This is a genomic window from Kouleothrix sp., assembly GCF_046328425.1.
GTDB lineage: Bacteria > Chloroflexota > Chloroflexia > Chloroflexales > Roseiflexaceae > Kouleothrix.
On the sequence record NZ_JAXLWP010000019.1, the window covers coordinates 125,181 to 150,378 of the forward strand.

The following is a 25,198-nucleotide window of genomic DNA, read 5'->3' on the forward strand; positions in this document are numbered from 1 at the left end:
CATTTTGGTGGGGGTTTGGGGACGGCGAAGCCGCCCCAATTTTTGTTTTTGTTTTCCACGCGGTGGCTCCGCCACGTGGTGCAACACAATCGATACGTGATCAAGCGAACAGCGTATGAATTCCTGGCCGAAGGCTTTGGCCAACGCAGGCGCCACACAAAAAAAGCACTTCGCGGGTAGTTGCTCCCGGAAGTGCTTTTACTGTGCCGTGGGCCGGCGCAGGTAAACCGCTAGTAGCGCTGTTTCTCGTCGCCGACGCTGCGCTCGCGCGCGCGCGACGCCGTGCCAAACGCATCGTCCGCCGAGCCGGGTGGGTAATAGGGCGTTGCGTGCTCAGCGTTGCGATCGGCCGCGTTTGAGCCGTAGCTCGTGGTGGTGGGAATCGCCTCGCTGTTGATCGTCGGGTTCGCGCGATCATACTCGCTCATCGACGCGCCCTGCGCCGTCGACGGCGTGCCCGTCTGGCGCTGCTGGCCGCCCATCGCCGGCACAAGCTCGCGGAGCGCGTCGCGGATAAAGCTGGTGAGCGTGGTCATGGCCGCGCCCTTGAGCATGTCGATCTCGTCGTCGAACTGCGACAGGAAGCTGTCGCCGTGCGGCTTGTAGGCTGGTACGCCGCGCTCGCCGTAGCTGCTGGGCGCCGAGTAGCCGCTGGCCGAGCGGCTGCTCCAGTCGCCTTCGCTCTCGCCGCCCCCCAGGCTGCCGAGCACATAGCCGGTAGCCACCGCCGCGCCCAGCGCCAGCCACGGGCGCTCGGCCACCTGATGCTTCAGGTCGAAGGTCTGCCGGGCTTTGCTCTCGAGCGCGTCGAGCTTCTCGGTGAGCGACTCGCGCGTGTCCTCTATGGTTTGTCGGATGTCGTTCGATCCTTGATCCATTCGACATTCTCCTTCAGCGTTTCAACGGTTTGTTCGGGAACTGGCTTCACCTGTTTCAGCTGCCTCTGAGCCGAGCTGAACAGGATGCCGCCGACGATCGCTAGCACTGCGCCTACTAGCCCGTAGCCGGCCCAGTTCGGCCAATCGAACAGATCCGCCAGGCCCTGCGCCAGCATCAGCACCAGCAGCAGGCCGCCGATCGCCAGAATCACGCCGGCTACCGCTAGCTTGATGCCGGCATCTTTGGCCTGCCCGAGCTCCTCGCGCACTTCCTGGCGCGCCAGCGCGATCTCCTGGCGCACGAGATCTTGCGCGTCGGTGACGATGCCGCCAAGCAGCTGGGCGATCGATGTGTCGCGGTCGCGCTCGAACGCCATGGCTACCTCCGCGTGCTGCGGGCCAGCAGGTAGCCGACGCCCAGGCCAACCAGCAGCGACTCGATTGGGTGGCGGCGGATGATGCCTTCGAGGTCGGCGCGCATGTCGGCCAGATCCTGCTGCTGCAGGTAGCTGCCGGCGCGCTCAAGCGTATCGGCGGCGGTGTCGGCAACGTTCGCCACCGTGCCGGTCGCCGGCGCTTTGTCGCGGATCGTCTGGGCAACGTCGGTCATCTTCTCGCCGACGGTGGTGGTGGCCGCGTCGGCGCGCTCCACCGCCTGCTGGCCGATATCCTGGGCCTTGTCGCTCACCTGCTGGGCTTTGTCCTGTACCGTGCTGGCCAGGTTCTGGGCCTTGTCGGCGGCGCTGTCGACGGCGCTGTGCGCCTTGTCGGCGGCGCTGTCGACCGCGCCGTGGGCCTGGTTGCTGCTGCGATCGAGCTCGCGCTCGACCGACGATGCGGTGTTGCTGCGTTTGGGATCGTATGTCATTGGGAAGCCTCCTTGCTCTGCCTGCGATCAGGTACATGCCTACATCGCCGCTGGCTGGGCCGGAAACACAGGCGGCGTATTGGCCGCCGCGCTTTTGCTGTGCCCATCCGCTAGGCGGTGTGGTACTCAGCCTTTAGCACGCCGCGTGCCATGGCGCGCCTCCGAGCTTCGGAGCATACTTGCTGGCGTCATGCTATACTATCCGCCACTCTCCAAATACATGCCACCAACGCAGAGAGGAGCCGCTGTGAAAGCTGTTGTCATGGCTGGGGGCGAGGGGTCGCGCCTGCGCCCGCTCACAATCAATCGCCCCAAGCCGATGGTACCGATCGTCGATCGACAAGTCATGGCGCATATCATCGAGCTGCTTAAGGCGCACGGCATTACCGAGATCGTCGTCACGGTGCAATATCTTGCGAACGTGATCCAGGATCACTTCGGCGATGGCTCGGCGCTTGGCGTCCATATCGATTACTCGCTCGAAGAGCACCCGCTCGGCACCGCCGGCAGTGTCAAGAATGCCGAGCACCTGCTCAAAGAGCCGTTTCTGGTGATCTCGGGCGACGCGCTCACCGATTTCCAGCTTGGCAAGATTATCGACTTCCACTACGAGCGCAAGGCCCTGGCGACGCTCACGCTCACGCGCGTGCCGAACCCGCTTGAGTATGGCGTGATCATCGTGAATGAGGACGGCCACGTCACCCAGTTCCTCGAAAAGCCCAGCTGGGGCGAGGTGTTCTCCGATACGGTCAACACTGGCATCTATGTGCTCGACCCCGAGGTGTTCAGGTATATCCCCAAGGGCAAGATCACCGACTGGTCGAAAGATGTGTTCCCGCAGATGCTGCGCAAGAACGACGCGCTGTACGGCTTTATCGCCGAAGGCTACTGGACCGACGTCGGCACGATCGAAGAGTATATGCGCGCCAACCGCGACTATATGATCGGCAAGGTGCAGCTGCCGCGCGTGGGCCATCACCAGGGCAACGACCTGTGGCTCGAGGGCGATGCCGAGATCGCCTCCGACGCGCAGTTCATCGGGCCGGTGTTTCTGGGCCACGGCGTGAAGATCAAGAGCGGCGCGATCATCCATGGCCCCACCGCCATCCGCGACTATGTCGTCGTCGACTCGCGCGCCACGATCGATCGCTCGATCATCTGGCGCAACTCGTATATCGGCGAGCGGGCCGAGCTGCGCGGCGCGATTGTGATGCGCCAGTGCAATATCAAAAGCCGCGCGGTGCTGTTCGAGGGCGTGGTCGTGGGCGATCAGACGATCATCAACGCCGGCGCGGTGATCGGCGCGAACGTGAAGATCTGGCCGAGCAAGGAGGTCGACGAAGGCGCCACGATCAGCTCGAGCATTATCTGGGGCTCGCAGGGCCGGCGCGTGCTGTTCGGCCGCAATGGTATCACCGGCCTGGTGAACATCGACCTCACGCCCGAGTTCTGCGCCAAGCTCAGCGCGGCCTTCGGCGCGACGCTGCCGCGCGGCAGCCACGTGACGATGAACCGCGACGCGCACTACACCTCGCGCATGCTCAAGCGCGCCATGATCGCCGGGCTGCCCTCGGCCGGCGTGAACGTCGACGAAATGCACAGCGTGCCCATCCCGGTGGCGCGCTTCATCACCCACGCGATCGGCGCGGCCGGCGGCATCCACCTGCGGCTCTCGCCCTTCGATAATCGCGTGGTCGATATCAAGTTCTTCGACAAAAACGGCCTCGACATCGACACCACCACCGAGCGCAAGATCGAGGGCGTGTTCTTCCGCGAAGACTACCGCCGCGTGTACCTCGACGAGATCGGGCGCATCGCCGATATCGAGAGCATCGCCGAAGCCTACACCACCGCGTTCTTCAAGGCGCTGCGCCAGGAAGCCCTTGCCGGTATCGCGCGCGATTTCAACCTGGTGATCGACTACGCCAACGCCAATGTGTCGAGCCTGCTGCCGAATATCCTGCGCCGCCTTGAGGTCGATGTGGTCGAGCTGAACGCCAACCTCGACGACCACCGGCTGTTTCAGACGCACCAGGAGTTTGAAGAGGGCATGGAGCGGCTGGCGCGGATCACGCCGGTGCTGGGCGCTCATATGGGCGTGCGGATCGACGGCGGCGGCGAGAAGCTGTACCTGGTGGACGACGCCGGACGGCGGCTGCACGGCACCCAGGCGCTGGCGGCGATCACCGCGCTGGCGATGGCCGTGAATGGCGGCGGCACGGTGGCGGTTCCGGTGACGGCGCCGCGCGCGTTCGAGCAGATCGCCGAGCACTACGGCGGCAAGATCGTGCGCACGCGAGCGACACTCGGCGCGCTGATGCAGACGGCCGCCAGCAACCGCGATATGCTGCTGCTGGGCGACGGCAACGGCAACTATATCTTCCCCAGCTTCTACCCGATCGTCGACGGCATCTTCGCGATTGTGAAGATCATGGAGCTGCTGACGCTGCGCGGCGCCAGCCTCTCGCAGGTGATCCACGAGCTGCCGCGCTACTACATGCACCAGACGCGCGTGCCCTGCCGCTGGGAGCACAAGGGCAAGGTCATGCGCATCCTCAACCAGCAGTACCAGGAACGCCGGATCGAGCAGGTCGATGGCGTGAAGATCGACCTTGGCAACGAGTGGGTGTTGATCCTGCCCGACCCCGACGGGCCGTTCTTCCATATCATTGCCGAGGGCAGCAGCGACGAGCAGGCGCGCGTGCTTACCGAGAAGTACGCCGGCCTCGTCACCGGGTTGCAGTAGCCGCCGCTGCCAGCGCGGGCGCTGATCACTTGCGGTATAGCGGGGGTTCGGGGGTGGCAAAGCCGCCCCCGAATTTCTTTTTGGTATGCGTGCCCGGTGTTGCCGGGCACGCATACCAAAAGAAAGTGACAGGACTTACGCGGTCGCCTGCGATATCGGCTCCTTCCGCCTGCGGCAGCATTGTACTTCGCTTTCTTTTGTGCTCAGATTGTGGCGCAAAGCGCCACAATCTGAGCACCATCCATGAAAAAGTACCGCTCTGCCGAAGGCAAAAACGCGCATCGCGTAAGTCCTGAAAGTGAACGGTGTTGGCATAACAATCTGGCCGTGCCGCGCGTTCATATCTATAGAGTTTGCACGCAGGCTATCGCTTTGTTACAAAACAGTGATTGTTTTGCCGCCCGGTTGGTGCTATGCTAGCCCTACCCAACCTCGCTTCTCGCCGAGCGCATTGCGCAGTACGTCGTAGCTAAACAACCGAGCACTCGCGCTACCAGCCCATCAATGCTCAGCAACCATCGGCGTGCACCCGCGCACGCACCCTATTTCAGCGCATTGAACTTTCGCAAGGAGATTGTATGCCACACCGGGAAGCCAAGCGGCGTTTGCGCATAGCCGGCGCCGCGCTGCTCGCAACAATGCTGTTGAGCCTGCTCGCCGCCGGATACGCTGGCTCGGCCCAGAGCTGGCTGCGCGCCGGCGAGCGCTACGCCCGGCTGCGTGGCCTGCCGCCCGAGGGCGGCAAAAACGAGTCGGACGAGATCCAGACGCGCGCGCAGGCGGCGTTCAATCGCCTGGCCTACCCCGCACGCACAATCCCGCCAGCCTGGCAGAGCCGCGCCCAGGCCTACCTCCGCCAGCACGTGCGCGATGGCGCCGACATGTTCCCAGCCGCCGGCGCGCCCAATGGCACGCGGCCGGTCGGTACGACGAGCTGGACCGGGCTTGGCCCGGCGCCAATCGACAACGATGCCGCCGCCGATGGCTACAAGTACGGCCTCGTGACCGGCCGCATCAACGCGCTGGCCGTCGACCCGACCAACAGCGCGGTGGCCTACGCCGGCGCCACCGCCGGCGGCCTGTGGAAAACCACCAACTGCTGCTCGGCCAGCACCAGCTGGTCGCCGCTGTGGGAGGGCAAGGACTTCGTGACCCAGTCGGCCAGCGCGATTGCGATCGACCCGAACAACCATAGCGTGCTCTATGTCGGCACCGGCGATTTCGACGCGGGCGACCAGTTTAGCGCCGGCGTGATGAAGAGCACCGATGCTGGCGCGACCTGGACGCAGCTCGGCGCCGATGTGTTCACGCCATTCGCCGCCGGCACGCCCGACAAGCCCGACCAGAACATCGGCGCCCTGGCCGTCGACCCGCGCAATTCAAATACTGTACTGGTGGGCACGCGCCACGGCTTTTTTGTGTCGTACAACGCTGGCGCCACCTGGGCGCGCTACAACGTACACAGCCACGCGAGCGAGTCGCAGCAGGTCTCGTCGATCGTGCTCGACGGCAGCACCAACCCCACCACCATGTACGTGGCGATCGGCTCGCCCTATGCCAGCCGCGCGTTCGGCGACATCGGCGGCGGCAATGGCGTGTATAAGGCCAGCGTGCCCAGCAGCGGCGCGCCCAGCTTTACCCTGCTGAATAACGGCTGGCCTGCCGGCACAGGCAGCGGCGCTTCGAATAACGTCGGGCGCATTCGGTTGGCGAAATCGGCCCAGAACCCGCAGATCATCTACGCGCAGGTGGGCGACTACAATAACTTCAACGCGCTGGGCACCTGGGTCACTACCAACGGCGGCGGCAGCTGGGCGCAGCTCAGCGGCTCCGATGATTTCGCCTACCAGGATTGCACCAGCTTTGCCACGAGCGAAGGCCAAGACTGGTACGACCTATTCCTCGGCGTCGACCCGAGCAACGACAAGATCTTGTACGTCGGCCGCACCGACCTGTACAAGATCGTCGTGAACAATAGCTACACCGGCGTCTCGTCGATCACCGACCTGAGCAATGTCTACTCGACCTCGTGCGCGGGGTACGGGACGCTGCACCCCGACCAGCACGCCGTCGCGATGATCTCGAGCAGCCAGTTCCTGGTGGGCAACGACGGCGGGATCTATCTGGGCAGCGGCGCGGTGGGCGGCTTCACCGCGATGCAAAACGGGCTGAACATCTCGCAGTTCTATGCCGGCCAGCTTGGCGCGAACTTCGCCAGCAGCAGCAGCCAGTTCGCCTTCGGCGGCATGCAAGACAACGGCTCGGCCAGCTGGGACGCGGCCAACACCAGCCAGCAGTGGCAGGCGCGTGGCAACGGCGGCGACGGCTTTTTCGCCGCCTTCGACCCGATCGGTGGCACCAAGAGCCAGGGCAACTGGTACACCGAGTACACCTACGGCCAGCTGTCGTGCTCGATCACCGGCGCGCAGGGGCCGTTCACCTCGTCGTGTATTGGCGGCTGGTATACTTTGTTCGGCGTGCAGCTCGAACGCAGCGATTGGTCGACGCCGTTCACGCTCGACCAGCTGCACTGCACCAACGCCAGCTGCCGCAACATCATCCTCGGCACCTACCGGATGTGGGCTAGCGGCACCGGCGGCACTTCCCGCGCCGGCTGGACCGCCGTCTCGCCCGACCTCACCAAGGGTAACAACCAGAACGACAGCGCCTCGAATACGATCATCGACGTGCGATTCGCGCCGTCGAGCCCGACCAGCGCGGTGGTGGGCACCGACGACGGCAATGTGCAGTGGTCGAATACGCTCTACACCGGCGCGAACTGCACCCAGGCGGCCAGCGGCACGGCGGCCTTTGCCTGCACGCCCAACGCCTCGGCGAGCTGGGTGAACCTGACCGGCGGCAACGCGGTGCTGCCGAACCGCGCGATCCAGGGCGTGGGCTTCGACCCGAGCAACGCGCAGGTGGTGTACGCGGCGGTGGGCGGCTTCAACACGAATACGCCCGGCACGCCCGGCCACCTGTTCCAGGCGAGCTGCAGCGCGAGCTGCACCAGCGCGGCGAGTTGGTCGTGGGTCGACAAGAGCAGCAACCTGCCGGACGTGCCGGCGGACTCGGTGATCGCCAACCCGAACAACCGCAAGCAGGTGTTTGTGGGGACGCACTTCGGGTTCTACTACACCAACGACATCGACGCGAGCCCGGTGGTGTGGCAGCGCTACCAGAACGGTCTGCCGAACACTGTGCTCAAATACCTGACGATCGACCGTGGGGCGACGACGCTGGCGGCGTTCACGTATGGTCGCTCGGTCTACAGCATTCAGCTGCCCGGAGCCGGCGGCTTTGGCAACGCCCCTGCTGCGCCGAGCGGGCTGGGGGCGAGCGCGGCGTCAAGCAGCCAGGTCAGCCTGAGCTGGAGCGACAACGCGAGCGACGAGACCGGGTTCAAGATCGAGCGGTGCAGCGGGGTGGGGTGCAGCAGCTTCGCGCAGGTGGGGACGGCGGGGGCGAACGCCACGAGCTACAGCGACACTGGCCTGGTGGCGAGCACCAGCTACACCTACCGCGTGCGCGCGACCAATGGCGGCGGCGACTCGGCGTACTCCAACACTGCCAGCGCCACCACGCTGGCCGCCAACATGCGCAATACCTACCTGCCGCTCACGCAGAAATAGCCCGCATCGGGTCAATCACTTGATGCATATCGGAGGTTCGGGAGCAGCTTTGCTGCCACCGAACCTCTTTTTTGCTCGGCATATTGTTGGAAGCGCCTCGCCCCTATGGCACAATCTTGCGCGGGTTTTCGGTTTATGGTATGCTCATCAGCGACCCACGAGCGAATGATGCTATATGGCTATGCCAGCTGCGTTTCTGGCTGCATAGGCGCTACCGCACCTGTACCTGGGGTGGTGTTTGCCCTGGTACGTCGCGTGCGGTTCGGTGTCTCTGGGGTGCTGTGCCGGGGCGTTGGGGGCCTGCGGCCCCACCTTTTTTATTTCCAATAAATTTAGGAGTTACGCACTTGCGTGATTCGCCTTCCTGAAGGCAGGAGATTGAGCCTGCGGCAGCATGGTACTTGGTCATCTTCTGTGTGGGTTTTTCCGCGCTCGGCGCGGAACAACCGCACGCTAAAAAGGAAAGTACCGCTCTGCCGAAGGCTGAGCACGCCAACTGCGCAAGTCCTAAAATTCTGTTGAACTCGCTAGGCTTGTTCTTACGCAAGGAGTTTGGTATGCACAACCACAGGGACGGCAGGCGGCTGCGGGCCGCGAGCGCGGCGCTACTCGTTGCGGTGCTGATTGGCGCCGCCGGCCTGGTCTACGCCAACTCGTTCGATGCCGCATGGTGGCGCGCGCTTGAGCGCGCTAGCGAGCGCAATGCGCAGCTGCGCGGCGTGCCGCAGGCCGCTGGCACGAACGAGTCGGCCGATATTCAAGAGCGGGCTCAGCGAACATTTAACCGCCTGGCCTACCCGGCAAGCACGATTCCGCCAGCCTGGCGCTCGCATGCGGCCAGCCAGATCCGCCAGCGCGTGCGCGATGGCGCCGATTTCTTTCCCGGCGGCGGCCCGCTTACCAGCGCCGCCAGCCCGGACTCGACACAGCCGGTCGGTACGACGAGCTGGACCGGGCTTGGCCCGGCGCCAATCGACAACAACGCCGCGTCGAGCGGCTACAAGTACGGCCTGGTGACCGGCCGCATCAACGCGCTGGCCGTCAGCCCGGCCAACAGCGCGGTGGCCTACGCCGGCGCGACCGCCGGTGGCCTGTGGAAAACCACCAACTGCTGCTCGGCCAGCACCAGCTGGTCGCCGCTGTGGGAGGGCAAGGACGCCGTGATCCAGTCGGTCGGCGCGATCGCGATCTCGTCCGACGGCCAGACGCTCTACGTCGGCACCGGCGATTTCGACGCGGCCGACCAGTTCAGCGAAGGGATCATGAAGAGCACCGATGCTGGCGCGACCTGGACGCAGCTCGGCGCCGATGTGTTCACGCCCTACGCTGCCGGCACGCCCGACAAGCCCGAGCAAAACATCGGCTCGATCGAGATCGACCCGCGCAATGCGAACACTGTGCTGGTGGGCACGCGCCACGGCTTCTTCGTGTCGTACGACGCTGGCGCCACCTGGGCGCGCTACAACGTGCACAGCCTGGCCGGCGAGTCGCAGCGCGTCTCGTCGATCGTGCTCGACGGCAGCACCAACCCCACCACCATGTACGTGGCGATTGGCTACCCCTACAGCAGCCGGCTGTACGGCAACATCGGCGGCGGCAACGGCATCTACAAGGCCACCATCCCGGCAAGCGGCGCGCCGAGCTTCACCAAGCTGACAAGCGGCTTTCCGCAGAACACCGTCGGCGGCACTGCCAACACAGTTGGCCGGATCGAGCTGGCGAAATCGGCCCAGAACCCGCAGATCATCTACGCGCAGGTCAGCAACTACGACATCAACTTCACCAACGCGCTGGGCACCTGGGTCACTACCAACGGCGGCGGCAGCTGGGCGCAGCTCAGCGGCTCGGCCGACACAAGCTACAAGAACTGCTCGAACGCTGCGACAAGCGAAGCCCAGGACTGGTACGACCTGTTCGTCGGCGTCGACCCGAGCAACGACAAAACGCTGTACATTGGCCGCACCAGCCTGTACAAGATCGTCGTCAACAGCACCTACACCGGCGTCTCGTCGATCACCAATCTGGCGAATGTGTATAGCCAGACGTGCGCGGGGTACGGGACGCTGCACCCCGACCAGCACGCCGTCGCGATGATCTCGAGCAGCCAGTTCGTGGTGGGCAACGACGGCGGGATCTATCTGGGCAGCGGCGCGGTGGGCGGCTTCACCGCGATGCAAAACGGGCTGAACATCTCGCAGTTCTATGCCGGCCAGCTTGGCGCGAACTTCGCCAGCAGCAGCAGCCAGTTCGCCTTCGGCGGCATGCAAGACAACGGCTCGGCCAGCTGGGATGCGGCCAACACCAGCCAGCAGTGGCAGGCGCGTGGCAACGGTGGCGACGGCTTTTTCGCCGCCTTCGACCCGCTGACCGGCAGCCGCACCGCCGGAAACTGGTATACCGAGTATACCTACGGCGACCTGGCCTGCTCGACCACCGGCGCGCAGGGCGCCTTTAATAGCTGCAACGGCGCCTGGTACAGCACGCTTGGCGCGCAGGTCGACCGCAGCGATTGGTCGACGCCGTTCACGCTCGACCAGCTGCACTGCACCAACGCCAGCTGCCGCAACATCATCCTCGGCACCTACCGGATGTGGGCCAGCGGCACCGGCGGCACCTCCCGCGCCGGCTGGACCGCCGTCTCGCCCGACCTCACCAAGGGCAATATCACCACCGATACTGCCGCCAACACAATCATCGACGTGCGATTCGCGCCGTCAAGCCCGACCAGCGCGGTGGTGGGCACCGACGACGGCAATGTGCAGTGGTCGAATACGCTCTACACCGGCGCGAACTGCACCCAGGCGGCCAGCGGCACGGCGGCCTTTGCCTGCACGCCCAACGCCTCGGCGAGCTGGGTGAACCTGACTGGCGGCAACGCGGTGCTGCCGAACCGCGCGATCCAGGGCGTGGGCTTCGACCCGAGCAACGCGCAGGTGGTGTACGCGGCGGTGGGCGGCTTCAACACGAATACGCCCGGCACGCCCGGCCACCTGTTCCAGGCGAGCCGCAGCGCGAGCCGCACCAGCGCGGCGAGTTGGTCGTGGGTCGACAAGAGCAGCAACCTGCCGGACGTGCCGGCGGACTCGGTGATCGCCAACCCGAACAACCGCAAGCAGGTGTTTGTGGGGACGCACTCGGGTTCTACTACACCAACGACATCGACGCGAGCCCGGTGGTGTGGCAGCGCTACCAGAACGGTCTGCCCAACACTGTGCTTCAGTACCTGACGATCGACCGTGGGGCGACGACGCTGGCGGCGTTCACGTATGGTCGCTCGGTCTACAGCATTCAGCTGCCCGGAGCCGGTGGCTTTGGCACGCTGCCTACCCCGCCGAACGCGCCGAGCGGGCTGGGGGCGAGCGCGGCGTCAAGCAGCCAGGTCAGCCTGAGCTGGAGCGACAACGCGAGCGACGAGACCGGGTTCAAGATCGAGCGGTGCAGCGGGGTGGGGTGCAGCAGCTTCGCGCAGGTGGGGACGGCGGGGGCGAACGCCACGAGCTACAGCGACACTGGCCTGGCGGCGAGCACGAGCTACACCTACCGCGTGCGCGCGACCAATGGCGGCGGCGACTCGGCGTACTCCAACACCGCCAGCGCCACCACGCTGGCTGGCCTCACCACCACGCCGCTGCTGGGCCCTAGCGCTAACGCCGCCGTCACCAGCAGCGCCGGCGACAACAACGGCTTCGAGGGCAGCCCGGCCAACGCCTACGCCTCGGATGGCGTGTTCGCCACCGACGCGAGTAGCGGCACCAGCACCGCGACAAGCTGTACGTCGACAGCGAAGGACAAGCACGACTTCTACAACTACGGCTTCAGCATCCCCGGCGGTGTGGCGATCCAGGGCATTGCGGTGCAGCTGCGGGCCAAGGTGAGCAGCGCCTCAAGTGCGCCGAAGATGTGCGTGCAGCTTTCGTGGGATGGCGGCACCACCTGGACTGCAGCGCAGACCACTGCGACGCTGACAACCAGCAACGCCACCTACACGCTGGGCGGGGCGGCCAATACCTGGGGGCGCACCTGGGCCAGCGGCGACTTCGCCAACCTGCGGGTGCGGATCATCAATATCGCCAGCTCGACGGCGCGCACCTTCTCGCTCGATTCGGTTGGCGTGCAGGTAACCTACCAGTAGCGCGCCTTCTGTTCGCTTGTTTTTTCGCTTGATTACTTAGAGCCTGTTTGAAGGGTGCGCGAGGCATAGCCCCTCGCACTTCTTCTGGCGGGTGGCGGCTACGTTCGTGGCCACCTGCAAAGTGGATACTTGAGGGACTTCGTCCCCTCCAAACCACCCTTTTCAAACAGCTTCTTACACTTTGGTGGGGTTTAAGGGGCGGCGAAGCCTGCCTCCATTTTCTTATTGTGTTGCACTTTGGTGGGGTTTGAGGGCGGCGAAGCCGCCCCATTTTTCTGACAGCTGCACTACGTGGCGAAGCCACGTAGTGCAGCACAATCTATACGTGATCAAGCCAGTGCAGCGTATAAAAAGGCCGGTGATCGCCAAATACCAAGCGGCGATCACCGGCAACTATTTGTGGTCGATTTTGCTCTCATCATCACGCCGGTGGGGCCGGCATCTACTCCACCCCGGAGCTAATGCAAGACGTTTGAGCTTTTGTTATACTCCGATCCCCGCCCGGTCGAGCAGGGCCTCAACCTCGGGAAACTCGCCGCCTGGCTCGTTGCTGCCCAGGCTCTGCTGGTGTGCGATATGCCGCCGGTAGGGCGAGGCGATCCGCTCGGCCTCGGCCACCATCGCCGCATAGGTCGCGGCGTCCATCTGTGCCGGTGGCTGCGGCGCTCGGCTGCCACGGAACGGCGCTTTCAATATCGCAAGCGCGCCGGAACGCATAAATGTAAACAGCGATTTCATTTTCTTGCCTTCCTGGTACTCTATCGGGCTTTCCTATAAAAACGCACGAGCCTGGCATTTTAGGTATGCCGCCAGATGAACGTTTAGAAATACTATCGTCGGTAATATCCACGTCTGATACAGCCTGTTACGTGCTATCACACGCGATCTTCTGCGTTTCGATTCGGCTGTGCAATGGCGGGGTTCGGCGGCGAAGCCGCCCTCGAATTTCGTTTTCATAATAGCCCGGCTTTGCCGGGCGCCGCACATGAAAACACAAGTAATCAAAGGGCATCACAATACGGAAGCGCTCAAACGGAGTTGGTACAGTGGATGGCTATGGTGTCGCGGGCGGCTCCAGCAGCTCCCGCAGCTGGTCGCGCTGCACCTTGCCGCCGGCGTTGCGCGGCAGACCCGCCACAACCCGCACCAGGCGCGGCGTCTTGTAGCCGGCCAGGCGCGCCCGGCAGAACGCTATAAGCTCGGCTGGGGCCGCCGCCGCGCCAGCGTGCAGCACCACCGCCGCCGCCGGCGCCTGGCCCCAATCGGCATCCGGCAGCCCTACCACCGCAGCCTCGGCGACCGCCGGGTGCTCGAGCAGCGTGGCCTCGATCTCGGCCGGGTACACATTCTCGCCGCCCGAGATGATCAGGTCGCTGCGCCGGCTTACTACGTACAGAAACCCCTCCTCGTCGAGGTAGCCCAGGTCGCCCGTGTGCAGCCAGCCCGCGCGCAGCGCCTCGGCGGTGGCTTCGGGCCGGTTCATGTAGCCGCGCATCACCGTCGGTCCGCGCACCACAATCTCGCCAACTGCGCCGGATGCGGCGGGCGAGCCGTCGCGCTCGATCCGCAGCATCGTGGGCAGCAGCGGCTGCCCGGCCGAGCCCAGCTTGCGTAGCGCGTCGGCGGGCGCCAGCGTGGCAACCTGCGACGCCGCCTCGGTCAGGCCGTAAGTTTGCGCTACCGGCAGCCCGCGCGCGGCGCAGGCTTCGAGCAGCGGCTGTGGCGCCGGGCCTCCGCCAAGCAGCAGGCAGCGCAGCGCCGCCGGGTATGCTGCTGCGCCGCGCGCATCGAGCATGCGCCGCACCATCGTGCTCACCACCGACACGATCGTGATGCCGTCTTCGTCGATCGCCCGGTTCGCCTCGGCCGGGTCGAACGCCCGCAGCAGCACCAGCGGAATGCCGTAGATCGCGGCGCGCACCACGATCGACAGCCCGCCCACATGGAACAGCGGCAGCATTGCCAGCCAGCGGTCGTCGGCATGCGTGCCCAGGTTCAGCGCCGAGCCCACCGCGCTCCACCAGTAGTTGCCGTACGTCAGCATCGCGCCTTTGGGCCGCCCGGTGGTTCCCGAGGTGTAGATGATCGTAAACACTGCGTCGAGGTCGATGGTTGAAAGCAGCTCGGTGTCTGCCTGGCGCTGTGCCATCAGCTCGGCCACGCTGGCGGCCTGAAACCCCGCCGCCAACCCGGCGCGCGCGTCGATTGCCAGGGCGGCATTGGCGTCGTCGTAGATCAGCAGCCGCGCGCCCGCGTCGGCCAACTGCCAGGCTAGCTCGGGCGCGGCCAGGCGCGTATTCAGCGGCGCGAGCGCGATCCCCAGGCGCGGCGCGGCGTGCAGCAGCGCCACGAACTCGGGGCTGTTGCCCATCAGCAGCGCCACGCGGTCGCCGGGGCGCGCCCCTAGCGCCGCCAGCCGCCGCGCCGTAGCCGTGGCCCAGCCGTCGAGCTGGCCGAATGTCCAGCTGGCGCCGGTGCATAGCAGCGCCTGCCGGCCTGGCGCGGCGGCCGCGCGCTGCGCCAGCCAGTGAGGTATTTCGGTGAGCATAGCAGTGTCTTTGGTGATTCGGCTCAGGCGCGCGGCGTGCCTGCCGGGCAGCGCCGCTCCAGCCAGATGATCCCGGCAACGCCGGCCAGCGCCAGCAGGCAGGCCGCGACATAGCCGTTCGGGAAGCGCGACTGCGCGATATAGATCGCCACCATACCGCAGGCGCCGCCGATCAGGTAGCACGTCAGCACCGCCTCGCGCCGCGTCAGCCCCAGCGCCACTAGCCGGTGCGACAGGTGATCTTTGCCCGGCGTGGTCAGCGGGTTCTTGCCGCGCAGCAGCCGCGACACAAACACCAGCGAGGTGTCGAAGATCGGCAGCGCCAGCACGCACACCGGCACCAGCCAGGTTGTCCACGGCACGTTGTTCGGGAAGCGTAGCTTGATGCCGAGCGCAGCCAGCACGAAGCCCAGAAACAGGCTGCCGGTATCGCCCATGAAGATGGTAGCCGGGTTGAGGTTATAGCGCAGAAAGCCAATGCACGCGCCAATCAGCGCCGCCGCCATCGCGCCAACCAGGATCTGCGGCGGCTTGCCCAGCGCGGCCAGCAGCAGAAAAAACGCTGCTGCTACGGTCGTCACGCCGCCCGAGAGGCCGTCCATATTATCCAGCAGGTTCAGCGCGTTGGTCATCCCTACCACCCACACCAGCGTGATCGCCCAGTTGAGCCAGGGGTAGTGCGGGAACAAGTATACCTGCGTGCCGCCGAACAGCAGCACCACCCCGGCCAGCAGCTGGCCGCTGAGCTTCAGGTAGGCGTGCAGACCCCAGTGGTCGTCGGCGAGCCCAAACAGCGATACCAGCGTCGCCCCCAGCAGGATGCCGATCAGCTCGCGAATATACGCCCGATCGCCCAGCACGATCAGCCCGACCATAAACGCCGCGTAGATCGCCGCGCCGCCCAGCAGCGGCACCGGCGCGGCGTGCAGCTTGCGCGCGGCTGGCGAGTCGACGACGCCGGCATACAGAGCTAGCCGCCGGGCCAGCGGCGTGCCGAGGATCGAGAAGATCAGCGCGGTAAGAAAGATCAGAATAATTTGTGTCATAGATGTTGTTTCCATACCGGTGTGCCGGCCCCGGCGCGGGCCGCGCATATGGAAAATGGTAGCACGCCGCGCCGGGGTGCGTCAACCATATCCTTTCTCCTGTCAGGGCTCGTGCAAAGTCGGCCCTCATCCCCCTTACCCCCCTCCCCTGACAGGGGAGGGGGGAGGGGTCGACAGACGTTGCACGAGCCCGAACAACCTGGCGCGCGATTGACAAATCGCACGCCTGTGTATTAGAATGATTTTAAATACACAGCCTTCAATAGCGTGAGCCTGAGCGCAGCTATGGCGCCAGATCTCACGCAGCTCAATAGCATGCTCGCCCGGCTCGAGGCTGCTGGCAACGCTCGCCGCAGCGCGCTGCGGTGTGCGCGGCACTGCTGGAACATGGCGGCCACCCTACGGCCGGCGAGGTATGGTCGAGCGTGCAAAGTCGCGCCATCCGTCGATGAGCCAGGCGACGGTATACAACACGCTGGCGGCGCTCGAAGATCTGCGGCCTCACCGCGCGCTCGATATCGTCGGCGAGGATCATACGCACTACGATATCTGCGTCGCGCCGCATGTCAATGTGGTCTGCACGCGCTGCGGCCAGATCGCCGACGTGCTACCGATACGCTTGAGGCGCTGCTTGGCCTGGTGGCGGCGCGTAGTGGCTACCGCCTCGTGCCCAGGATGGCGTGATTGTGTATGGCCTGCGCCACGCCTGCGCCGCGCGCCACGCCGGGTAGCCGGATGTTCACCAGCCGGGGCTGTTTCTTTCGCCGCGCGGGCGTTTTGAGCTGGCTACACTAGCATCAGCCTGCGTGTCACGAGCAGAATTAGAATCATTCTTAGTATCTACGAACTCGAAATGGGCATCCTATACGAACACGTGGCGTTCGCCACTACAAATAAGCAATGCAGACGAAAGGCAGGCTACGCTCATGGCCGTTCACGATCACCCGTTTGCCATCACCGAGCGCCGCCCTGCGGCCGCCCCGGCGCCAGCCGGGATAAGCTTCAGCTCACCGATGAAGAAAATGAGATCGCCCAGCTCCCCGGATGATCCGCCTGACGATCACCTGTTCTGGTGGCGACGATCCTCGGGTGGCTCACCTCGATCGAGCAGCTTTCGGCCTGCCGGCGTTTGTGCCCTGGGCGCTGTACGCTGGCCTACGCGGCGGCGGGTTACCAAGCAGCATTCAGGAAGTTCGGCAGACGCTCAAGGAGCGCCAGTTCGACGTGAACTTCCTGATGATCATCGCCGCGACGCGCGGCGGCGATCGGCAGCCGCGCGAGGGCGCGGTGCTAATGTTCCTGTTCTCGCTGAACACCTCGAGACAGTACGCCAGAGGCCGTACCCACGCCTCGATCCGCGCCCTGCTCGACATGGCGCCGAAAGAGGCCGATGTCTACCGCGATGGCCAGATCGTGCGCGTGCCCGTCGACGACCTGCAGGTCGGCGAGGGTGCTGGTGCGCCCCGGCGCGCAGGTGCCGGCCGATGGCCTGGTGATCAAGGGCGAGTCGGCGGTGAACGAGGCCCTCGATCACCGGCGAGTCGATGCCGGTGGAGAAGCGCGTGGGCCTGAAGGTGTTCGCCGGCACGCTGAATGGCCAGGGCGCGCTCGACGTGCGCGTTTCACGCCGGTGGGCGACTCGACGCTTGCGCGGATCGTGCAGGTGGTGCGCGAGGCCCGCGAGCAGAAGGCCAACAGCCAGATTTCACCGACCGGGTGATCGGCCAGTACTACGCCTACGCGGTGGTCGGCATTACCCTGCTGGCGATCGCGATCCCGCTGCTGTTCCTTGGCTGATGTGCCCACCACGCTGTATCGCGCGTTCACGCTGATGGTCGGGCCTGCCCTGCGCGCTGGTGATCTCGATCCCGGCGGCGCTGCTTTCGGCGCTCGCCAGCGCGCGCGCGGCGGCAAGCTGTTCAAGGGCGGCCGCCACCGAGGCCGCCGCGCGCATTAAAGTGGTCGCCTCGATAAAACCGGCACGCTCACCACCGGCCGGCCTGGCGTGGTTGCGGTGATCCCGGTCGGCGGGCCTGGCCGCCTGCCCGATACGCTCTGCGTGGCGTGCTACCTGCGCCCCGACGACGACCAGCTGGGCGATCTGACGCCCGAGCAGTTCCGGCTGCTGGCGGTGGCCGCGGCGATCGAGCGCTCCTCCGAGCATCCGCTGGCCCGCGCGATCGAAGGGCGCCGAAGAGCGCGAGGTGTTCATCCCCGAAGCCGATAACTTCGAGGCCCAGGCCGGCGCCGGCGCTACTGCTACCGTTCGCGGGCGCAGCCTGCGATTGGGCTTTCTGCCCTCGCTGTTCGGCCAGCTGACGCCCGATGTCGCGATCGAGGTCAAAGCCCAGGAGGACGCAGGGTCGCACGGTGGTGCCGGCGACGACGAGCCGTGGGGCTTGATCGCGATTGCCGATACCGTGCGCCCCGAGGCGGCGTCGGCGGTGGCTCAGCTGAAGGCCGCCGGCGTCGAGCGCGTCGTGCTGCTGACTGGCGACAATAGCAATGTGGTCGCTCTCGGCAAGCGCGCTCGGCGTCGACGAGATCCGCGCCGAGCTGCTGCCCCACCAGAAGGTCGAGGCCGCTAAGGATCTGCAGGCGCGCTACGGCCCGGTGGCAATGGTGGGCGACGGCGTCAACGACGCGCCCGCGCTGGCCAGCGCCGCGCTGGGCGTGGCCATGGGCGCGGCCGGACCGATGTGGCGCTCGAAAGCGCCGACGTGCTGCTGATGGGCGACGATCTGAATCACCCGCCCGGCGCGCCTGGCTGGCGCGCAAATCGCGCCAGGTGATCCGCCAGAACCTGTTCGCGTTTGGCGTCATGGCGACGCTGATGCTCCTAGCGATCATCGGCAATATTGCCCTGCCGCTCGGCGTTGTGGGCCACGAGGGCAGCACGCTGGTGGTGGTGGCGAATGTACTTTCCGGCGGCTGCTGGTGCGGCGCATGGCATAGCGGTTGCTCGATTGGCGTAGCTGTATGGTTGCCAGCAAAGGAGGTTTCTGATGAGCGCTACACAGGCATACCAGGGCATTCGCTACGACGACCCGCGCGTGCAGGCCGAGTTCGAGCAGCTACTTGGCCGCGTCGTCGCGGCCGAGCAGGCCCGCACGCCAATTGCCCAGCGCCACTGCAAGGCCGAGCGCGATGCCGAGGAGGGAGCGATCATGACGCGCAGTTTCGGGCGATCGACACGGCCTTGCCATCGCGGCTAACAATGCTATTGCCGCCGCCCAGCGCGCCGTCGACCAGTTTCTGCACGCTAATCGTAACTATCGCACCAGCTAGGCATTCCGCGCGGCCGGCCAATCGCTTTCTTACTGTTACATACATCACTTGCGGGGTGGGGTTCGGGGGCGGCTGCGCCGCCCCTCAAATTTATACTCGGGCCGGCCCGGCTTCCCCGGCCAGGCCAGAGTATAAAGAAAGATATCAAACGGAGTTGGTATTAGCTTACCCCCGCCAGCGCCATATCGCGGCGTTTCTGCTCGCGCTTGCGATCGTCGGCCGCCAGGATCTTCTTCCGTAGCCGGAAGCTCTTGGGCGTTACCTCTACCAGCTCGTCATCGCCGATATACTCGATCGCATCGTCGAGGCTAAGCACACGCGGCGCCTCTAGCCGCAGCGCCTCTTCCGCCGTGGACGAGCGAATGTTGGTCAGGTGCTTGCGCTTGCAGACATTGACCTCCAGGTCGCGGTCGCGGATGTGCTGGCCGACGATCTGCCCCTCGTAGACGTCGACGCCCGAGCCGATAAACAGCTGGCCGCGCTCTTGGGCATTGTGCAGGCCAAAGGTCGTCGCCAGGCCCGACTCCGAGGCGATCAGCGAGCCGTTCACGCGGGTGTTGATCTCGCCGACAAGCGGCTCGTAGCCCATGAACAGCGCGTTGACGATGCCCTCGCCGCGCGTGGCCGTCAGAAAGATCTGGCGGAACCCGAGCAGGCCGCGTGTCGGCACGTGAAATACCATGTGCACAGTGCCGTCTTCGCGAAAGCTCATGTCGCGCATGATCCCGCGGCGCTGGCCCATCAGCTCGATCACCGTGCCCTGGTACTGCCCCGATACCTCGATCTCCACCTGCTCGATCGGCTCGTACTTCTGGCCGTTGATATCGCGAAAGATCACCTCGGGCCGCGAGACCTGGAACTCGTAGCCTTCGCGGCGCATGGTCTCGATCAGGATCGTCAGGTGCAGCTCGCCGCGCCCGCTTACCGAGAATGCGTCGTTGGTGTCGGTGTCGGTCACGCGCAGCGCGACATCGCGCTCGAGCTCGAGGTACAGCCGCTCGCGTAGCTTGCGCGATGTCACGTGAGTGCCCTCGCGGCCGGCGAACGGGCTGTTGTTGATGCTAAACGTCATGCGCACCGTCGGCTCTTCGACCGCGATTGTCGGCAGCGCCTCGGGCTGCTCGGCGTCGGCGATCGTGTCGCCAATGCCGGCCTCGCCGATCCCGGCGATCGCAATAATATCGCCGGCCTCGGCCTGCTCGACCTCAATACGCTCGAGGCCCTGGAACACGAACAGCTGGCTGACTTTCGCCGGCTTGAGCTCGCTGTGGCGGTCGATGTGCGCTACCGCCTGGCTGCGCTTGATCACGCCGCGCTGGAGCCGGCCAATCAGGATCTTTCCTTTATATGGATCGTGCAGCGTGTTCGTCACCAGCAGCTGCGTCGGCTCATCCGGCTGAACCGTGGGCGGCGGCAGCTGCGCCAGGATCGCCTCGAACAGCGGTTCGAGTGTATCGTACATCTTCAGCGGCGAGCGCCCGGCCTGGCCGGTGAGCGCGTTGGTGTAGATCGTCGCGAACTCGGCCTGCTCGTCGTTCGCGCCCAGATCGATAAACAGATCGAACGTCTCATTCACCACGTGGTTCGGCCGGGCGTTTGGCCGGTCGATCTTGTTCACCACCACGATCGCGCGGTGGCCGGCCTGCAGCGCCTTGCGCAGCACAAAGCGCGTCTGCGGCATGGGGCCATCCATCGCGTCCACCAGCAGCAGCACGCCGTCTACCAGGTTCATTACTCGCTCGACCTCGCCGCCAAAATCGGCGTGCCCGGGCGTGTCGACGATATTGATCTTCACGCCTTTGTAGATCACCGCAGTATTTTTCGACATAATCGTAATACCGCGCTCGCGCTCAAGGTCGTTCGAGTCCATGACGCGCTCGGCCACCTGCTGGTTGTCGCGGAAAATATGGCTTTGGCGCAACATCGCGTCGACCAGCGTCGTTTTCCCGTGGTCGACGTGCGCGATAATTGCGATGTTGCGGATGTCGGTTCGTTGCATAGCGCTCACACAAAACACCTCGGCCGCACCGGGCCGAGGCTGCATTCCTACGTATCGATAGCATCGATCAGTGTACCACAGAGCCGAGGGCGCGTCAAAGGCGCTAGCTCGGCAAACAGGGCTCGTGCAAAGCCGGCCCTCACCCCCCTCTCCCGCGCGCGAGAAGGGGTACAGCATTGCGGTCGCCGCCGCGACCGCACCACAAAGCCAGATGTGTTTCCCCGTCCCTTGTCAGGGGAAGGGAGTAGGGGGAGGGGTCGAAAGACCTTGCACCAGCCCTGGCTCGGCAAACAGGGCTCGGCAACATAGGGATGATCCAGAGGCTTTCGACCCCACTCCCTCCTGCTTGGGCAAGGCCAAGAGGGAGAGAGTTTGACGCCGCACCAGCCCGGCTTGGCAAATGCCGGAACAATAGCGCGCCATGATGGCCCAGTTTGTGCTGCCAGTGCGGGGTTCGTTGCCGGGTAAGGCGCTATCGCCTGCGTGGCTGCCGGGGGAGGGATGGATTTATTGTCATTTCCCGGCTTTATTCAAAGGCAATTTAAGGCTTCTGAAAGGCATAAATGGTATTCTGGGCACAGCCAGGGCCAAAATTCGTCCGAGCGCTTCATATCTAAATGAAGTGAACTCGCGTTATATCATATAACCTGCACTTAAAGAAGTCGCCAATGAGCATTCCGGCGCCGCTGCCGGCTGAGTAGGTAGAGCAGAACACAGCCGGCGGCATGCGGTTTCTTTGCCTCTCAATCGGGAATACCTGAATCAATTCTGTGGCTGTGCCTGGCTGGTGTGGCGGCTGGTGTGGGGCTGGTGGGAGTGAGCCCGGCGGCTCGCGGCGCCAGTGGGCCGGCGCTGCGTGGGCGGCCTGCGGTGCGTGCGCGCGCTGCTACAACTATTCCAGAGGAGCCGGGATAATAACAAATTTGTTATTTCACTCTATCAGCACTTCATAGGGGATTTACATGTTAACCCTATGATAAGTGAGAATGTGTTTACTCTTAATAAAGCAAGCGTAGGAATGACCAAGCCGGTAAGTGTTGCTCGAGTTGAATAATTCTTACGTGGCGGTGTTCACAACAATCTTCCATACATCCGTGAACTCCACCACGACGTTTTTATGAGCTGAAGGGAATATAGAGCTATGAAGTCCATGCGCTGGCGTGTAGCCATAACCATCTTATGGTTAAGCCTGCTGTTTAATATTGAGCGGTTCGACTTTGACAAAGGCGCAAACGTCAACCTGACTTCTGCATTTTATATTCTGGTCGCAGTCGCGAGCGCGCTGTTCATGCTGGTGCGCATGAACCAGCGCGTGATGTATGCCCTGGGCGCGGGTGTTTTCACGGCCTACACGATCGTGAAGGTCGTCAGCCCGATCCCGGTGTTTCAGGGGTTTCATAAATATATTACCATCACCGAGATCGTCGCGCTGATGATCACCATGGCGCTCGCCTGGTATGTCAATCGTGGCCTGCAGGATTTCGAAGAGGCAGTCGAGGCGATCTCGCTGCCCAAAGGCCGCGCTGGCGTGCTCGACTACGAGCAGATGCAAGAGCGCATCCGCACCGAGCTGGGCCGCGCGCGGCGCCACCAGCACCCGATGAGCCTGGCGGCGATCGAGCTCGACCCCTCGACTTCCGAGGCGGCCCTGCACCGCGCGGTGCGCGACGCACAGGTGGCGCTGCTGAAGCGCTATGTGCAGGTGCAGTTCGGCGTGTTCCTGAGCAAAAACACCCGCGAGACCGATGCGGTGGCGCATCACGACGATCACGGCCATTTCTTGCTGCTCGCGCCCGAGACGCCGGCCGAGCAGACCGAAGGGCTGCTGAGCCGCCTGTCGCACCAGGTCGAAGAGCACTTGGGGCTGCGGTTTCGCTACAGCGTGGCCGATTTCCCGAAGACCGCGCTCACCTCGGAAGAGCTGGTACACAAAGCAAGCGAGAAACTACGGCGTGAGCCAGATACGTCGGACGAGCAGCGCTCGAAACCTGAGCCTGCCGTTACGACCCGAACCGCCGATACCTAGATCATGTCGGTATCGGCATTCTCTTCGACATCCCACACCCGCAATGACGAACGAGGAAGAGGAAGGCGCTGCTCACGTAACGCGTGTGGGCGATAAGGAGCGAAGCAAATGGTACAGGATGTAACGAATCGATCGCGCACGGGTGTTCCGTGGTATCTAGCCATCGACCCACAGCACCGCATCATTCGTGGTAAGGCATATTATTTCATCAAGCGCATGATCGACATCAGCGCCTGCCTGATGGTGGCGCCGCTGGTGGTGCCGCTGGTGCTGCTGCTGACGGCGCTTGTCTACATCGACTCGCCTGGGCCAGTGTTCTTTATGCAGCTGCGCACCGGCAAGGGCGGGCGCCGCTTCAAAATGTATAAGTTCCGCTCGATGGTGCCGAACGCCGAAGAGCTGAAGATTAAATATGCGCACCTGAACGAGCTGACTTGGCCGGATTTCAAGATCTCCAACGACCCGCGGATTACCCGCGTCGGCAAGATCCTGCGCAAAACCAGCCTCGATGAGCTACCACAGCTGCTGAACGTGCTGAAGGGCGATATGTCGCTCGTTGGCCCGCGGCCGACCTCGTTCTCGCCAGAGACCTACCGGCTCTGGCATACCGAGCGGCTGGAAGTGGTGCCGGGGCTTACCGGGCTGGGGCAGGTGAGCGGCCGGAGCAACCTGGATTTCGATCAGCGCCTGAAGCTGGATATCGCCTATATTGAGCGCCAAAGCCTGATGATGGATTTCAAAATCATCTTCCTCACCGCTGCGCAAATCTTCATCGGTGATGGCGCGTATTAAAGCCCGTAGGTAGATTTGGCTGGCAGGCAACCACAACCCGCAATCGAGCGGTTCAATGGGCTGATCGGTATATACAACGTCGGCGGTAGAGATGGGACGGATTGAAGAGGTGCCAGCGCCGCATGTAGGCCGGCGGCGCTGGCGCAGAACAAAGCAGCCGCTCGATTGAGCGACAAGGAGATAGTTGGTAGTTACTGCTAACTCAATCTCACGGAGGAAAAAACGGCATGGATCTCAAGAATTATTTTTCGGTTTTTCAGAGGTGGGGCTGGATTGTACTGTTGTGCACTGCGCTGGCGGGAATCACAAGCTACTGGTATTCGTCGCAGCTGCCGGTTGTGTATCAGTCGCGCTCGCGCTACCTGATCGGCTCGGTGCTCGATAACCCGAACGTTTCTTCCAACGATCTCCGCGCCAGCACGCAGATCGGCCAGACCTACGACTCGCTGGTGAATAGCCGGCCGGTGCTGCAGAATGTTATTGACAAGCTCAAGCTGAACACGACCGCCGACCTGCTGACCGACCAGGTCAGCGGTACCTGGATCGACACCACCCAGATCCTAAGCATTCGCGCGAATGCCAACGATCCGAAGCTGGCCGCCGATATCGCCAACGCCATCGGCGACGAGCTGATCGCCCTGAGCCCGAGCGGCCCCGGCAGCAAGCAGGTGGCGCGCCGCCAGGAGGGCGAGGCCCAGATCGCCCGCCTGCAGGAAACCATTCGCTCGACGCAGGCCGAGATCGACCAGCTGGCGAATCAGATCCAGCAGACCACCGACGCCACAGCGCAGCGCGCGCTGATCATCCGGCTCGACGAGCGCCGCTCGCAGCTGGCCGCAGCGCAGCGCGCCTACAGCGACCTGTTTCAGCTGCTGCAGACCAGCGATGTCAACAAGGTGACGGTAGTTGAGCCGGCGGTGCCCGAGCCTACGCCGATTGCGCCCGATACCCAGCGCAATGTGCTGGCAGCCGTGATTGCCGGCCTGGTGCTGGGCCTGGCCGCGATGATGCTGCTCGAGTACTTCACCGATGTGATCCACACGCCCGAGATGCTGCGCAACGTGACCGGCCTGACCTACCTGGGCGGCCTGGCGCGCCACAAGAAGCTCACCGGCAAAGACGGCGCCCAGCTGGTGACGATCGCCGCGCCCGAGACGCTGGCGGCCGAGAGCTTCCGCATCTTGCGCACCAACCTGCAAATCCCCGGCACCGACCGGCATCTGCCATCGCTGCTGATCACCAG

At 64.4% G+C, this 25,198-nt stretch carries 21 protein-coding genes and 1 pseudogene; 15 read left to right on the forward strand and 7 right to left on the reverse strand.

Going from position 1 to position 25,198, the window contains the following annotated elements; all coding sequences use genetic code 11:
* Positions 1-230: 230 nt before the first annotated feature.
* The 3 genes from U0177_RS18255 to U0177_RS18265 are packed head-to-tail and all read right to left on the reverse strand — an operon-like array spanning position 231 to position 1,746.
* On the reverse strand, positions 231-878 hold the full coding sequence (locus U0177_RS18255) for a hypothetical protein (RefSeq protein WP_409572086.1): 648 nt from the start codon (positions 876-878) through the stop codon (positions 231-233).
* Positions 842-1,255 (reverse strand): phage holin family protein, encoded by a 414-nt coding sequence (locus tag U0177_RS18260; RefSeq protein ID WP_409572087.1) that lies wholly within the window; start codon positions 1,253-1,255, stop codon positions 842-844. Before U0177_RS18260 ends, U0177_RS18255 begins: the two co-directional genes overlap by 37 nt.
* Before the next feature lie 2 nt (positions 1,256-1,257).
* Positions 1,258-1,746: a hypothetical protein gene (locus tag U0177_RS18265; RefSeq protein ID WP_409572088.1), complete on the reverse strand. Its 489-nt coding sequence runs from the start codon at positions 1,744-1,746 to the stop codon at positions 1,258-1,260.
* A 247-nt stretch (positions 1,747-1,993) separates the two neighbouring features.
* Between U0177_RS18265 and U0177_RS18270 the strand changes: the two genes are divergently transcribed.
* The 4 genes from U0177_RS18270 (at position 1,994) to U0177_RS18285 (ending at position 12,256) form a co-directional block, all read left to right on the forward strand.
* Complete coding sequence (locus U0177_RS18270; RefSeq protein ID WP_409572089.1) at positions 1,994-4,492, forward strand: sugar phosphate nucleotidyltransferase; 2,499 nt, start codon at positions 1,994-1,996, stop codon at positions 4,490-4,492.
* A gap of 578 nt (positions 4,493-5,070) precedes the next feature.
* Complete coding sequence (locus U0177_RS18275) at positions 5,071-8,124, forward strand: fibronectin type III domain-containing protein (protein ID WP_409572090.1); 3,054 nt, start codon at positions 5,071-5,073, stop codon at positions 8,122-8,124.
* 557 nt (positions 8,125-8,681) lie between these two features.
* Positions 8,682-11,351, forward strand: coding sequence for a WD40/YVTN/BNR-like repeat-containing protein (locus U0177_RS18280; RefSeq protein WP_409572091.1), 2,670 nt, complete (start codon positions 8,682-8,684; stop codon positions 11,349-11,351).
* A complete protein-coding gene (locus tag U0177_RS18285) occupies positions 11,300-12,256 on the forward strand; it encodes a fibronectin type III domain-containing protein (RefSeq protein WP_409572092.1) in 957 nt (318 codons plus the stop codon). The genes U0177_RS18280 and U0177_RS18285 overlap by 52 nt, the downstream gene beginning before the upstream one ends.
* Before the next feature lie 483 nt (positions 12,257-12,739).
* Here U0177_RS18285 and U0177_RS18290 read toward each other — a convergent pair whose 3' ends face one another.
* From U0177_RS18290 to U0177_RS18300, 3 genes are all read right to left on the reverse strand, one after another.
* A complete protein-coding gene (locus U0177_RS18290; RefSeq protein WP_409572093.1) occupies positions 12,740-12,994 on the reverse strand; it encodes a hypothetical protein in 255 nt (84 codons plus the stop codon).
* Positions 12,995-13,310: 316 nt separating this feature from the next.
* The gene (locus U0177_RS18295; protein WP_409572094.1) at positions 13,311-14,804 is read right to left on the reverse strand and encodes an o-succinylbenzoate--CoA ligase; all 1,494 of its coding nucleotides are present in this window, start codon (positions 14,802-14,804) and stop codon (positions 13,311-13,313) included.
* Positions 14,805-14,827: 23 nt separating this feature from the next.
* Entirely contained in the window at positions 14,828-15,850 is a 1,023-nt protein-coding gene (locus U0177_RS18300) for an MraY family glycosyltransferase (RefSeq protein ID WP_409572095.1), read from the reverse strand.
* 415 nt (positions 15,851-16,265) lie between these two features.
* Between U0177_RS18300 and U0177_RS18305 the strand changes: the two genes are divergently transcribed.
* The 8 genes from U0177_RS18305 to U0177_RS18340 all read left to right on the forward strand — a co-directional run bounded on the left by U0177_RS18305 (position 16,266) and on the right by U0177_RS18340 (position 19,065).
* Positions 16,266-16,631, forward strand: coding sequence for a transcriptional repressor (locus U0177_RS18305; RefSeq protein WP_409572096.1), 366 nt, complete (start codon positions 16,266-16,268; stop codon positions 16,629-16,631).
* A 263-nt stretch (positions 16,632-16,894) separates the two neighbouring features.
* On the forward strand, positions 16,895-17,422 hold the full coding sequence (locus U0177_RS18310) for a hypothetical protein (protein ID WP_409572097.1): 528 nt from the start codon (positions 16,895-16,897) through the stop codon (positions 17,420-17,422).
* A 21-nt stretch (positions 17,423-17,443) separates the two neighbouring features.
* Positions 17,444-17,647 (forward strand): hypothetical protein, encoded by a 204-nt coding sequence (locus tag U0177_RS18315; protein WP_409572109.1) that lies wholly within the window; start codon positions 17,444-17,446, stop codon positions 17,645-17,647.
* A 1-nt stretch (position 17,648) separates the two neighbouring features.
* The gene (locus tag U0177_RS18320) at positions 17,649-17,807 is read left to right on the forward strand and encodes a hypothetical protein (RefSeq protein WP_409572110.1); all 159 of its coding nucleotides are present in this window, start codon (positions 17,649-17,651) and stop codon (positions 17,805-17,807) included.
* Positions 17,808-17,855: 48 nt separating this feature from the next.
* Positions 17,856-18,077 carry a hypothetical protein gene (locus U0177_RS18325; protein WP_409572098.1) on the forward strand — a complete coding sequence of 74 codons (222 nt, stop codon included), beginning with the start codon at positions 17,856-17,858 and terminating at the stop codon, positions 18,075-18,077.
* Complete coding sequence (locus tag U0177_RS18330; RefSeq protein ID WP_409572099.1) at positions 18,055-18,438, forward strand: HAD family hydrolase; 384 nt, start codon at positions 18,055-18,057, stop codon at positions 18,436-18,438. Before U0177_RS18325 ends, U0177_RS18330 begins: the two co-directional genes overlap by 23 nt.
* A complete protein-coding gene (locus U0177_RS18335; protein WP_409572100.1) occupies positions 18,356-18,580 on the forward strand; it encodes an HAD family hydrolase in 225 nt (74 codons plus the stop codon). The genes U0177_RS18330 and U0177_RS18335 overlap by 83 nt, the downstream gene beginning before the upstream one ends.
* A 275-nt stretch (positions 18,581-18,855) precedes the next feature.
* Positions 18,856-19,065 (forward strand): hypothetical protein, encoded by a 210-nt coding sequence (locus U0177_RS18340; RefSeq protein WP_409572101.1) that lies wholly within the window; start codon positions 18,856-18,858, stop codon positions 19,063-19,065.
* A 233-nt stretch (positions 19,066-19,298) separates the two neighbouring features.
* Here U0177_RS18340 and typA read toward each other — a convergent pair whose 3' ends face one another.
* Positions 19,299-21,137 carry a translational GTPase TypA gene (gene typA / locus U0177_RS18345; RefSeq protein ID WP_409572102.1) on the reverse strand — a complete coding sequence of 613 codons (1,839 nt, stop codon included), beginning with the start codon at positions 21,135-21,137 and terminating at the stop codon, positions 19,299-19,301.
* Between the two features lie 1,141 nt (positions 21,138-22,278).
* Between typA and U0177_RS18350 the strand changes: the two genes are divergently transcribed.
* From U0177_RS18350 to U0177_RS18360, 3 genes and pseudogenes are all read left to right on the forward strand, one after another.
* Complete coding sequence (locus U0177_RS18350; RefSeq protein ID WP_409572103.1) at positions 22,279-23,163, forward strand: GGDEF domain-containing protein; 885 nt, start codon at positions 22,279-22,281, stop codon at positions 23,161-23,163.
* Between the two features lie 216 nt (positions 23,164-23,379).
* Entirely contained in the window at positions 23,380-23,955 is a 576-nt protein-coding gene (locus U0177_RS18355; RefSeq protein WP_409572104.1) for a sugar transferase, read from the forward strand.
* 281 nt (positions 23,956-24,236) lie between these two features.
* Positions 24,237-25,198: pseudogene (locus U0177_RS18360) on the forward strand (hypothetical protein); the annotation flags it as partial.